At 66.8% G+C, this 12,664-nt stretch carries 9 protein-coding genes; 6 read left to right on the top strand and 3 right to left on the bottom strand.

From position 1 onward, the window contains the following. Positions 1–90: 90 nt before the first annotated feature. Together ACIGII_RS11240 and ACIGII_RS11235 are read left to right on the top strand one after the other, a co-directional pair. Positions 91–2,172 carry a carbon starvation CstA family protein gene (locus ACIGII_RS11240; RefSeq protein ID WP_399638156.1) on the top strand — a complete coding sequence of 694 codons (2,082 nt, stop codon included), beginning with the start codon at positions 91–93 and terminating at the stop codon, positions 2,170–2,172. Further along, a complete protein-coding gene (locus tag ACIGII_RS11235) occupies positions 2,172–2,396 on the top strand; it encodes a YbdD/YjiX family protein (RefSeq protein WP_068853636.1) in 225 nt (74 codons plus the stop codon). The genes ACIGII_RS11240 and ACIGII_RS11235 overlap by 1 nt, the downstream gene beginning before the upstream one ends. Positions 2,397–2,701: 305 nt before the next feature. On the opposite strand, the gene ACIGII_RS11230 is transcribed toward ACIGII_RS11235, so the two are convergent. The 3 genes from ACIGII_RS11230 to ACIGII_RS11220 form a co-directional block, all read right to left on the bottom strand. Further along, positions 2,702–3,952 (bottom strand): DUF819 domain-containing protein, encoded by a 1,251-nt coding sequence (locus ACIGII_RS11230; RefSeq protein WP_399638154.1) that lies wholly within the window; start codon positions 3,950–3,952, stop codon positions 2,702–2,704. A 113-nt stretch (positions 3,953–4,065) separates the two neighbouring features. After that, the gene (locus ACIGII_RS11225) at positions 4,066–5,355 is read right to left on the bottom strand and encodes a sensor histidine kinase (protein ID WP_399638152.1); all 1,290 of its coding nucleotides are present in this window, start codon (positions 5,353–5,355) and stop codon (positions 4,066–4,068) included. Next, entirely contained in the window at positions 5,342–6,043 is a 702-nt protein-coding gene (locus ACIGII_RS11220) for a response regulator transcription factor (RefSeq protein ID WP_399638151.1), read from the bottom strand. The genes ACIGII_RS11225 and ACIGII_RS11220 overlap by 14 nt, the downstream gene beginning before the upstream one ends. Before the next feature lie 133 nt (positions 6,044–6,176). On the opposite strand from ACIGII_RS11220, the gene ACIGII_RS11215 reads away from it, so the two are divergent. The 4 genes from ACIGII_RS11215 to ACIGII_RS11200 all read left to right on the top strand — a co-directional run bounded on the left by ACIGII_RS11215 (position 6,177) and on the right by ACIGII_RS11200 (position 12,443). After that, positions 6,177–7,889, top strand: a complete 1,713-nt coding sequence (locus ACIGII_RS11215; RefSeq protein ID WP_399638150.1) for an ArnT family glycosyltransferase — start codon at positions 6,177–6,179, stop codon at positions 7,887–7,889. A 108-nt stretch (positions 7,890–7,997) separates the two neighbouring features. Next, positions 7,998–8,741, top strand: coding sequence for a phosphatase PAP2 family protein (locus tag ACIGII_RS11210; protein WP_399638148.1), 744 nt, complete (start codon positions 7,998–8,000; stop codon positions 8,739–8,741). Next, entirely contained in the window at positions 8,738–10,390 is a 1,653-nt protein-coding gene (locus tag ACIGII_RS11205; RefSeq protein WP_399638146.1) for a phosphoethanolamine transferase, read from the top strand. The genes ACIGII_RS11210 and ACIGII_RS11205 overlap by 4 nt, the downstream gene beginning before the upstream one ends. A 76-nt stretch (positions 10,391–10,466) precedes the next feature. After that, a complete protein-coding gene (locus tag ACIGII_RS11200; RefSeq protein WP_399638144.1) occupies positions 10,467–12,443 on the top strand; it encodes a M2 family metallopeptidase in 1,977 nt (658 codons plus the stop codon). The last annotated feature ends 221 nt before the right edge of the window (positions 12,444–12,664 follow it).

Here is a 12,664-nt window from a genome sequence, read left to right as displayed (position 1 = left end):
CAAAGTACTAGCGGCAAGCCTCCGCACGCGCATTGACCCGGTCACTGCCAGGGCGGACCCTTACGGAGTTCTTCAGGGAGACGCAATCTCATGAAAGGTTTTTCCAAGCTGGGCTGGGCGGCGCTCGCGCTGCTCGGCGCATTCTGTCTTGGCACCGTCGCACTGCGGCGGGGCGAGCACATCAACGCGCTGTGGATCGTGGTCGCCGCAGTCTCCATCTATCTGATCGCCTATCGCTTCTACAGCCTGTTCATTGCCGACAAGGTGATGCAGCTGGACCCGACCCGGGCAACCCCGGCGGTACTCAACAACGATGGCCTGGATTACGTGCCGACCAACAAGCACGTGCTGTTCGGTCACCACTTCGCGGCGATCGCCGGCGCCGGCCCGCTGGTGGGCCCGGTACTTGCGGCGCAGATGGGCTACCTGCCCGGGCTGTTGTGGCTGGTGGTCGGCGTGGTCCTGGCCGGTGCGGTGCAGGACTTCATGGTGCTGTTCATCTCCAGCCGCCGCAACGGGCGTTCGCTGGGTGACCTGGTCCGCGAGGAAATGGGCCAGGTGCCGGGCACGATCGCACTCTTCGGTGCGTTCCTGATCATGATCATCATCCTGGCGGTGCTGGCGATGGTGGTGGTGAAGGCGCTGGCGGAAAGCCCCTGGGGCATGTTCACGGTGATCGCGACGATGCCGATCGCGATCCTGATGGGCGTGTACATGCGCTACATCCGGCCCGGCAAGATCGGCGAAATCTCGGTGGTGGGGTTGATCCTGCTGCTGCTGGCGATCTGGTACGGCGGCAAGGTGGCGGCGGACCCGGTCTGGGGGCCGGCCTTCACGTTCACCGGGATCCAGATCACCTGGATGCTGATCGGTTACGGCTTCGTGGCGTCGGTGCTGCCGGTGTGGCTGCTGCTGGCTCCGCGCGATTACCTGTCGACGTTCCTGAAGATCGGCACGATCGTGGCGCTGGCGATCGGCATCCTGATCGTGATGCCGGAGCTGAAGATGCCGGCGCTGACGCAGTTCGCGGCCAGCGGCGATGGTCCGGTGTGGAAGGGCGGCATGTTCCCGTTCCTGTTCATCACCATTGCGTGCGGTGCGGTGTCGGGCTTCCATGCGTTGATCGCGTCGGGTACGACGCCGAAGCTGCTGGCCAATGAGCGCCACATGCGCTACATCGGTTACGGCGGCATGCTGATGGAATCGTTCGTGGCGGTGATGGCGCTGGTGGCGGCGTCGATCATCGATCCGGGCATCTACTTCGCGATGAACAGCCCGGCGGCGGTGATCGGCGCCGATGCGGTCTCGGCGGCACACTACATCACCACGACGTGGGGCTTCACGATCACGCCGGAGCAGCTGGAGGCGACGGCGGCGGCGATTGGCGAGCCGACGATCCTGCACCGTGCGGGTGGCGCGCCGACGCTGGCGGTGGGTATCGCGCAGATCCTGCACCAGGCGATCCCGAGTGGCAGCAACGCGATGATGGCATTCTGGTACCACTTCGCGATCCTGTTCGAGGCACTGTTCATCCTGACGGCGGTGGATGCGGGTACGCGTGCGGGCCGCTTCATGCTGCAGGACCTGCTGGGCAACTTCATCCCGGCGTTGAAGAAGACCGAGTCGTGGACGGCGAACATCATCGCCACCGCCGGCTGCGTGGCGCTGTGGGGCTACCTGCTGTACACCGGCGTGGTCGATCCGTTCGGTGGCATCCAGACGTTGTGGCCGCTGTTCGGCATCTCCAACCAGATGCTGGCGGGTATCGCGCTGATGCTGGGTACGGTGGTGCTGTTCAAGATGAAGCGTGACCGCTATGCGTGGGTGACGGCGGTGCCGGCGGTATGGCTGCTGATCTGCACCACGTATGCGGGCCTGATCAAGATCTTCGACAGCAATCCGTCGCAGGGCTTCCTGGCGCAGGCGCACAAGTTCCAGGATGCGATCGCCAGCGGCACGATCACGGCGCCGGCCAAGACGGTGGCGCAGATGCAGCAGATCGTGGTCAATGCGTACGTCAACACGGGCCTGACGGTGCTGTTCCTGTTCGTGGTGTTCGCGATCCTGGCCTATGCGATCAAGACGATCGTGGTGGCGCGTCGCGCACCGCAGCGCACGGACCGTGAAACTCCGTACGTGGCGCTGGAACCGCACCAGATGGCGGACCTGTGATGAGTACGGGTCTGGTTCCGGTCGGGCAGTACCAGGCGCACCGCCGGATCTGGCGGCGCCTGGTGCAGACGGCACGCTTGTGCTGCGGCATCCCCGATTACGACAACTACGTACGGCACGTACTGGAGAAGCATCCGGATCGCACGCCGATGGACTACAAGACGTTCTTCCGCGAACGCCAGGAAGCGCGTTACGGCGGCCGCAATGGGGGTCGCTGCTGCTGACATTTGCGATATCGCGCTGTTGAACGGTAGGTCTCGACCGTTGGTCGAGACGGCTTCTAGAAGCGAAAAGGCGGCGCATCTGCGCCGCCTTTTCTTTTGGCTCTGCATTTCCGTCGGCTTTGGCGAGACGGCGGTGGGGGTGCGGGACACGCCGTGAACCCATCCATGGGGGCTTGTAGAAAACATCCATGTTTTCTACAGTCCCGCACCCCCACCGCCGCCCCGCCATCCACAGATGGCAGATGACGGAACCTAGAGCAGGTAGCGCCAGCCGTTGGCTGGCCTTCCCGATGCTGATGGTGTCGTTATGCTCCGGCCATCCATTTAAGGATCAAGCCGGTTACGTATGCCAGAGCAGTTCCCGTGGCGTACCCGACTGTTCCGAGGAGCACTCCCACCGGCGCCAGGCTGGGATGGAATGCTGCCGCCACCACCGGCGCCGATGCCGCTGCGCCGATGTTGCCCATCGAGCCGATGCCGAAGAAGAACAGCGGCGCCTTGACCAGCTTGGCGACGGTCCACAGGACGAGAACGTGGGTCAGCATCCAGATCACGCCGAGCAGGAACAGCCACGGGCGATCCAGCAGCGACAGCAGGTTCATCTGCATGCCGATACAGGCGATCAGGAAGTACAGGAACACGGTGCCCAGGCGGGATGCGCCTGCCGATTCGAGCCTGCGTGCCCGGGTGAAGCTCAGGCCCAGGCCCAGCAGCGTGGAGAGCAGGACCACCCAGACGAAGGCGCTGTCGAGGCTGAACTGGCTGGCCCAGCTGATGTTGGCCTTGAACCAGGCGCTCAGGGGGGCGGCGATGGCGTGGGCCAGGCCGACGCCACCGAGGGCGACGCCGACGATCATCATGAGGTCGGTCAGGCTGGGAATACGCGCGTTCTGGGCCTCGTAGGCACTGATGCGCGCTTTCATTTCATCGATGGCGCGGGTATCGGCGCCGTTGCGGCTGTCGATCTGCTGCGCACGGTTGGCAAGGAACAGCAGGACCGCCATCCACAGGCTGGCGCAGGCGACGTCGACGACGGCGAACTGGCCGAAGGTGGTGGCGTCGGTGCCGAATACTTCGCGCATGGCCACCATGTTGGCACCGCCGCCGATCCAGCTGCCGGCCAGTGCGGCCATGCCGGCCCAGGTATCGCCGGCCATGGTGTCCGGATGTATCCACGACATCAGCTGGAACGACACCACGGCGCCGAGCATGATGCCGAAGGTGCCGGCGCAGAACACGATGAGCAGCTTGGGGCCGAGCTTGAGGATGCCCTTGAGGTCGATGGAAAGGGTGAGCAGCACCAGGGCCGCGGGCAGCAGCACGTCGCGGGCGATGGGGTTGTAGAGGGCGGTGTCGTGGCCGTCGATGAGGCCAGCGGTGTTGTAGATGGCCGGGATGAAGTAGCACAGCAGCAGCACGGGCACCCAGGCGAAGATTTTCTTCAGCAGGGGGGTCGGGCCGCTGGCGGCCCAGAAAATCAGGGCCAGGGTGGCGGCGATCAGGCCAAGGCCAACGATGTCGTTGGTGATGAGGGCAGTACTGGGTTCGGTCGGCATGCGATCCTCTGTCGATCGAAAGGGCAAAAAAAAGCGCCGCATGATGCGACGCCTCTTTGAGCGTAACACTGTCTTCACCACATGCCACGTTGCGCTGCCGCGCAGTGCCACGCCTACCCTGGCAGCGATGCGCTCAGGTCGAGGATGACGCGGGTACCGCGCGGTTCGCTCTGTTCGATGGTGAGCGCCCAGCCGAGGTGTTCGCACAGTCGTGCGATCAGTTCGAGGCCGATGCCGCTCTGTCCGTTGCGGTCACCGCGGGCCATGCGCGCGTACACCGCGGCGATTTCTTCGGGGCTCATGCCTTCGCCAGGATCCTGAAGGGTGACCACGGCACGGTCGGATACGTTGATGGTGATGGTGCCGCGGCCGCTGTTTTCGATGGCGTTGCGCAGCAGGTTGCCGATCGCGGCCTGGACCACGCCCAGGGGCGCGATGATGTCCACGTTGGCCAGGCCCTGCACGGCGATCTGCAGGTCCTTGTCGCCCATCAGGTGGCGATGGTCTTCGATGATGTCCGGCACCAGCTGGTCCAGCGGGATGCGTTCCTTCAACGCGGCCAGGCGCGCCGGTTCGCGCGCGAGCACCAGCAGCAGCTGGATGAGCTGCTCCACGCCCTGGGCGGTGCGGTGCACGCGCTGCATCTGCTGGCGCGCACGGTCGGGCAGCGCGGGCTGCTCCAGTGCCAGTTCGGCGGCACCGGTGATCACCGCGATGGGGGTGCGTAGTTCATGGCTGGCGGTGCTGATGAACACCCGTTCGCGTTCCACGAACTGCTCGTTTCGGTACAGGTAGTCGTTGAGTGCGGCGGCGATGACGTACAGCTCGGAACTGCCGCGCGGGTCGACTTCGACGCGCTGGCCGGGCACGCCGGGCTTGAGGCCGTCGATTCGCCGGGCCAGCGAGCGCAGCGGGCTGACCAGGCGGCTGACACCGAACGAGGCCATCACCACGGTCACCACGATCATCACCACGCTGGCCAGCATCACCCAGCGGGTGGCGAACTCTTCCAGGTCGTGGAAGTCGTTGATGTCCAGCGCCAGTGCGAGACGTCCCTGCCCGGCGGTGTCGCGCACCATCACCGCGCTGGCGCGGCCGGCGATTTCCACGCCGTCGTGCAGGCCCGGATGCAGGGTGCGCAGGATCGGCGGAACCTCGGGACTGTCATCGACGGTGAACAGCCGCAGCGTGTCCGAGTCCTGCCAGCGGTAGTGCGGTTCGTGTTCGATGTGGCTGACGATGCTGTCCAGTTCGGAGTTCAACAGTGCGCGCCACGCCGAATGCTCGGCGTGTTCGTGCACGTAGTTGCCCACGCTGAATACCGCCAGCGAGATCAACGCGAGGTAGCCCAGCAGCCACCAGACCAGCCGCCGGTGCAGCGGCGCGGGTTTACGCAGTTTCATCGTGGCCTTCGGTGGCCGGTGCACCGAGGCGATACCCCACGCGCGGCAGGGTATGAATGAGCTTGCGCTGGAACGGGCCGTCCACGCTGCGGCGCAGTTCGTAGATGTGGGAACGCAGCAGGTCGCCGTCGGGCAGCTCATCGCCCCACAGCGCGAATTCCAGCTGCTGGCGGGTGACCGCCGCCGGGCTGGCGCGCATCAACACTTCAAGCAGCTTGCGGCAGGCCGGGTACAGGTGCAGGGCCTGGCCGTCGCGCTGTGCCTCCAGCGTGGCCAGGTCCAGGGTGAGATCGGCTACTTCCAGCACCTTGCGCGGGTTGCGCCCCTGCGCGCGCACGCGCAGCGCTTCCAGCCGGACTTCCAGTTCCGGCAGGGCGAACGGCTTGGTCAGGTAGTCGTCGGCGCCGGCGCGGAAGCCGGCGATCTTGTCGGGCAGTTCATCGCGCGCGGTGAGCATGATCACCGGCACTTCCGAGCCGTGCTCGTTTCGCAGGCGGCGCAGCACGTCGGGGCCTTCCATGCGCGGCAGCATCCAGTCCAGGATCAGCGCGTCGTAGTTCTGGGTGGCGGCCAGGTGCAGGCCGGTGACGCCATCGGGGGCGACGTCGAGGACATGGCCACGCGCTTCGAAATACTCGAACAGGTTGGCGACCAGTTGGCGGTTGTCTTCAATGACCAGGAGCCGCATGCGTCGGGAACTCGGGGGTGATACCGCCATGGTAGCTCCTGCAATGTCGGAATCCGGTCGCAATCGCCCCGATTCGACGCCTTTCTTACATCGGCTGGGCGACAGTGCGGGCTTTCCAACCGATCCCTTGCCCTTGCCGACGATCCTGACCCGCCATCGGTGGCGACTGCTGGCCTGCCTCGCCCTGCTGTTGGCCCTTGCCGCAGGGATCGGACTGCGCGCCCCTACCCCGCCGGATGAGCCCCGTTTCGTGCTGGCCGCCCGGGCCATGGTGGAGACCGGCCAGTGGCTCCTGCCCCACCGCGGCAGTGAGCTGTACGCCGAAAAGCCGCCGGTGTTCATGTGGATCCAGGCGGCGACCTACCAGGTCATCGGGAACTGGAACCTGGCCTTCCTGCTGCCCTCGCTGGCGGCCGCGCTGGCCACGTTGTGGCTGAGCTGGGACCTGGCGCGGCGCCTGTGGAACCGGCGCATCGCCTGGTGGGCGCTGCTGGCGTTGGCCAGCTGCCTGCAGTTCGGGCTGATGGCCAAGCGTGCACAGATCGACATGGTGCTGGTCGCGCTCACCACCCTGTCGTTGTGGGCGCTGCTGCGCCACCTGCTGGAACGGCCGAACACGCGGATGCTGTGGGTGGCCGGGTTCGCCGCGGGTCTCGGCACGGTCACCAAGGGCGTAGGCTTCCTGCCGCTGCTGGTGCTGCTGCCGTGGGCGCTGTGGCGCTGGAAGGTCCAGCCGCGGCCTGGCGCTGCCCCGCCCCGCGCGCGTTCACTGCTGTGGCTGATACCGGCATTCCTGCTCGGCACCGCCGTGTGGCTGGGCCCACTTGGCATCGCCCTGCTCAACGACCCCTCGCCGGAGCTGCAGGGCTATGCGCGCGAATTGCTGTTCAAGCAGACCGGCACCCGCTACGCCAACGCGTGGCACCACGTGCAGCCGGCCTGGTATTACCTGCAGGTGATCGCCACGCTGTGGCTGCCCGGCAGCCTGCTGCTGCCCGCGCTGGTTCCGGCGTGGTGGAGGCGGCTGAAGCGTCTGGATGGACGCTACTGGCTGCTGCTCGGTTGGGCGCTGCTGGTGCTGCTGTTCTTCAGTGCCAGCCCCGGCAAGCGCGAGGTCTATATCTTCCCGATGCTGCCGGCGCTGTGCGTGGCCGCGGCGCCGCTGTTGCCCGGCCTGCTGCGCCGGGCTGGTCCGCGCTGGCTGCTGCTGGCCTACGTGCTGGTGCTGGGCGCAGCGGCGCTGGGGATTGGCGCGCAGTTGCTGGGCGACGGTGCCTGGGCGCATGCGCAGCTGGCCAAGCGCGGCATGCCGGAAACCCTGCTGCCGGTACTCGGGGCGTGGCTCCTCGGCTTCGGCATTGTGGTGCTGCTGCTGGCCGCCTGGCTGCGCCAGCGGCGTGCCGGCATGCTTGCCGTGCTGACTGCGATGCTGTTGTGGAACCTGCACGGCTGGGGCCTGATGCCTGCATTGGGTCCGTACAGTTCTTCGTCGGCATTGATGCAGCAGGTCGGCGAGCGGATCGGCCCGTCGGCCGAGCTGGGCGCGCTGGCCTGGCGCGAGCAGAACCTGCTGCAGGCCGACCGGCCGGTGACCGACTTCGGGTTCAAGCGCCCCTGGGACGAACAGTGGCATGACGCCGGCCCGTGGCTGGCGCAGGCGCCGCACAACCGCTGGCTGCTGGTGCTGGAACAGGCCATCAGTCCGTGCGTGGATCGCGCGCAGGCGGTGATGATCGGAAGTGCCAACCGCAACCGCTGGTGGCTGGTACCCGGCACGGCATGGAATGCAGCCTGCCACGCGGAACTGTCCAAGGATGCAGCCGCCGGCGTGGACGACGGTGACTGAATCGCGGATGCACGGCGCGGCCGATTAACGCGCGGGGAACATCGCTCCGACCGGTCTCCGACACGCCGCTGATGACCATGGCGCCGGTTTCCCCGCCGGCCCTGCCTGATGCTTCCTGCTTCCCCTGCACTTGTCCCGCTCGCTTCCGATGCGCCCGCGCAGGCGTCCGGGTTCCTGCGCCGCCATCTCGGTTGGCCGCTGCTGGCCGTGCTGGCCGCCAGTGCCGCACTGATGGCGGGCGGGGGTGACCAGTGGCTTGCGGACCAGCTGTACCGCATGGAAGGCCATCACTGGCTCCTGCAGAACGCATGGGCGACGAGCCAGTTGATCCACAAGGGTGGCAAGTGGCTGAGCGCAGCGGCAACGCTGCTGACCCTCGTGCTGTGCTTCCACGCCTGGCGCCACGAACGCGCGGCCGCATGGCGCTGGCCGCTGCTGTACCTGGTAATGGCCGTCGCGCTGGGCACCGGCGTGGTGTCGCTGCTGAAGTCGCTCACCAACATGGATTGCCCGTGGGACCTGGCGCGTTACGGCGGCCTGCGCGAGTACGTGGGCCTGTTCGCCACCCGCCCGCACGGCATGCCGCGCGGGGTGTGCTTCCCGGCCGGGCATTCCAGCGCCGGCTTTGCCTGGGTGAGCCTGTACTTCTTCGCGCTGCTGGTGCGCCCTGCATGGCGATGGCGTGGCCTTGCCGTGGGGCTGGTCGCCGGCGGCGTGTTCGGTGCCGCGCAGCAGCTGCGCGGCGCGCATTTCCTTTCGCATGACCTGTGGACGCTGGCGACCTGCTGGACGGTGTCGCTGCTGTTGTTCCTGCTGGTACGCCGCATCACCGCCCGCGGAGTCCGCGCATGAACACCCTCGCATCGCGCGTGCCACGCCTCTCCGCGTTCACCACCGTGCGCAACTGGCGCCCGACCTGGTCCACGGAAGTCCTGATCGCGCTCACCAGCGTGTTCTTCGCGCTGGCCTGCAACGGCCTGTTCTGGCACAGCGCGATGGCCACCCATCCGGGCAGCCTGCGCTTCGGTCTTTCGCTGCTGTTGCTGCTGGTCGGCGCGCACAGCCTGCTGATGGGCCTGCTGGTGTGGCGCTGGAATGCGAAGGTGATGGTCGGCGTGCTGCTGCTGGGCACGGCGATGGCCGCCCATTACATGGGCAGTTACCACATCTACCTGGATGCGGACATGCTGCGCAACGTGCTGGCGACCGACCACAAGGAAAGCCGCGAGCTGATCACTCCCAGCCTGATCGCGCCGCTGGTGCTGCTGGCGGCGCTGCCGATGGTCGTGCTGTGGCGCGTGCAGCTGCTGCGCCGCAGCTGGGGCAAGGCGCTGCTGTGGCGTGGCGGCTTCCTGCTGCTGTCGGCCGCCGTGGCACTGGGCGGTTCGCTGCTGTCGTTCCAGGAAATGTCGGCGCTGATGCGCAACCAGCGCGAGGTGCGCTACCTGGCCACGCCGGGCAACTACCTGCTGGGCCTGCCCAAGGCGCTGCGCGGCGACAACCCGATCCAGCGCGCACCGAAGCTGCCGATCGGGATGGACGCCAAGGCCACCCCGCGCGCGGCCGACAGCAAGCCGCGGCTGCTGGTGATCGTGATGGGTGAAACCGCGCGTGCGCAGAACTGGGGCTTGAACGGCTACGCCCGGCAGACCACGCCGCAGCTGGCGCAGACCAGCGCGATCAACTTCCCGGACATGCATTCGTGCGGTACCAGCACGGAAGTGTCGCTGCCCTGCCTGTTCTCGCCCTATGGCCGCCACGATTACGATGAGAAGAATATCCGCGCGCACCAGTCGCTGCTGCACGTGCTCGACCACGCCGGCATCGGCACGCTGTGGCGCGACAACCAGTCCGGCTGCAAGGGCGTGTGCGAAGGGCTGCCGATGCAGGCACTGGACGATGCAACGCATCCCACCCTGTGCGCCAACGGCCGTTGCATGGACGAGATCCTGATCGACCACCTCGCCGAACAGGTCCGTGCAACGCCGGGCGACCGGGTGGTGGTGCTGCACCAGCTGGGCAACCACGGCCCCAGCTACTTCGAACGCTACCCGGCGGCCTTCCGCCGCTTTACCCCGACCTGCGACACCCCGGACCTGGGCAGGTGCAGCCGCGAGGAAATCACCAACAGCTACGACAACGCGCTGCTGTACACCGACCAGCTGCTGGCCCGCACCCTCGGCACGCTGCAGGGCATGCAGGACTACGACACCGCCCTGATCTACCTGTCCGACCATGGCGAGTCGCTTGGGGAAAAGGGCCTGTACCTGCACGGGGTGCCCTACGCGATCGCCCCGCAGGAACAGACCCGGGTGCCGATGACGATGTGGTTCTCGCCGGGGTTTGCCGCCAGCCGTGGGCTGGACCTGGCCTGCGTGCGCCGCCGTGCCGGCCAGTACACCGACCATGACAACCTGTTCCCCTCGGTCCTGGGCCTGATGCAGGTGAAGACCGCGCTGTACGAGCGCGACCGCGATCTGTTCGCCGGCTGCGCCCGCTGACGGGACCTGTGGCCCTTGCGGTGCGGCGGCCGCCCCACTAGCCTTCGCCGGTCTGTCACCACCCAAGGATGTCCCCGTGAACCACCGCCCGCTCCTGCTGGCCCTGGCGGTCGGCGCTGCCGCGCTGACCCTGGCGGCCTGCCAGAAGGAACCGTCGCCGGCCGATGCACCGGCCGCCGGCACCGCCAAGCCCACCGAAACCGCGGATCAGTTCATCGCCCGCGTCAACGCCGAGTACAAGGCCCTGTACCCGGAAATGACCTCGGCCCAGTGGCTGTCGTCGACCTACATCAATGACGATTCCGAGCGTGTGGCGGCCAAGGCCAACGAGCGCTGGCTGACCATCCTCAATGGCTGGATCGCCCAGGCCGGCACCTACGACGGCCAGCCGATGAGCGAGGACACCAAGCGCCAGATCCACCTGCTCAAGCTGATGACCGCGATGCCGGCGCCGCGCGACCCGGCCAAGCTGGGCGAGCTGACCCGCATCGCCAGCCGCATGGAAGGCGCCTACGGCTCGGGCAAGTACTGCACCGACGAGGCGAACCCGGCCACCTGTCGCCAGCTCGGCGACCTGGAGCAGGTGTTGGCCAGCAGCCGCGACTACGACAAGCAGCTGGACGCCTGGCAGGGCTGGCACGCCACCACCAAGCCGATGCGCGCCGATTACCAGCGCTTCGTGGGCCTGGTCAACGAAGGGGCCAAGGAAATGGGCTTCGCCGATGCCGGGCAGATGTGGCGCAGCGGCTACGACATGCCGGCCGAGCAGATCGGACCGGAGACCGACCGCCTGTGGGAGCAGGTCAAGCCGATGTACGAGCAGCTGCACTGCTACGCGCGTACCAAGCTGGACACCACCTATGGCAAGGACAAGGCCGAAACCGAAGGCGGCCTGATCGCCGCGCACCTGCTGGGCAACATGTGGCAGCAGGACTGGTCCAACCTGTGGGACCAGCTTGAGCCGTACCCGGGCGCGGGCAGCCTGGACATCACCGCGGCGCTGGAAAAGCAGTACCAGGCCAACCTGAGCGGTGCGCTGGCCAAGGCCGGCGGCAGCAACGCGAACGTGGAAGCGCTGTACAAGGCGCAGCGTGAGGCCGAACTGCGTACCGCCAAGCAGATGACCGAACGCGCGCAGGACTTCTATGTGTCGCTGGGCATGCCGGCGCTGCCGAAGTCGTACTGGGACAAGACCCAGTTCATCAAGCCGCTGGACCGCGACGTGGTCTGCCACGCAAGTGCGTGGGACATGAACATGGAAGGCGACGTGCGCACCAAGATGTGCATCAAGCCGAACGAAGAAAACTTCACCACCATCTACCACGAGCTGGGCCACATCTATTACGACCTGGCCTACAACCCGCTGCCGCCGTTGTTCCAGGGCGGTGCCAACGATGGCTTCCACGAAGCGATCGGCGACACCATCGTGCTGGCGATGACCCCGCAGTACCTGAACTCGATCGGCCTGGTTGACAAGCCGCAGGAGAGCCGCGAGGCGACCATCAACGCGCAGATGCGGATGGCACTGAGCGGCGTGTCGTTCCTGCCGTTCGGTCTGATGATCGACCGCTGGCGCTGGGGCGTGTTCGATGGTTCGATCACCCCGGACAACTACAACAAGGCGTGGTGGGACCTGAAGGCGAAGTACCAGGGCGTGGCACCGGCCAGCGCGCGCGGCGAGGAGTTCTTCGATCCGGGCGCGAAGTACCACGTGCCGGGCAACACGCCGTACACCCGCTATTTCCTGGCGCGCATCCTGCAGTTCCAGTTCTACAAGGGCCTGTGCGATGCGGCCGGTTACAAGGGCCCGCTGCACCAGTGCAGCTTCTACGGCAACAAGGAAGCCGGGCAGAAGTTCTGGGCGATGCTGAGCAAGGGCGCCAGCCAGCCGTGGCAGGCGACGCTGAAGGAAATCACCGGGGGCGACAAGCTGGACGCCGGCCCGATGATCGAATACTTCACCCCGGTCAACGAGTGGTTGAAGCAGCAGAACCAGGGCCAGATGTGTGGCTGGCAGCCGCCCGCCGCGGCGGCAGCGCCGAAGGCGCCTTGAACCCAAAAAGCCGGCCTGCATGGCCGGCTTTTTTCTGGTTCATCGCGGAAGGGAGTGGAACGTCACGCTCCCAAGGTCCGTCGAGGCTTGGCGTACGGTCTTCGATCAGGTTCATCGCGAGCGTGTGGGGCCCCGCCGCGGCCGGCAGGCCCCTATGCAAATGTCCCCCGGCGGCGGCCTGCGGCCGCCACCTCCTCCTTTACTTTGCCAGGGACCTACCG

Origin of the sequence: Stenotrophomonas sp. NPDC077420 (assembly GCF_044543385.1) — a bacterium.
Lineage (GTDB): Bacteria > Pseudomonadota > Gammaproteobacteria > Xanthomonadales > Xanthomonadaceae > Stenotrophomonas.
Note: the sequence above shows the minus strand (reverse complement) of the source record. Positions and strands in the feature narration are given on the sequence as shown.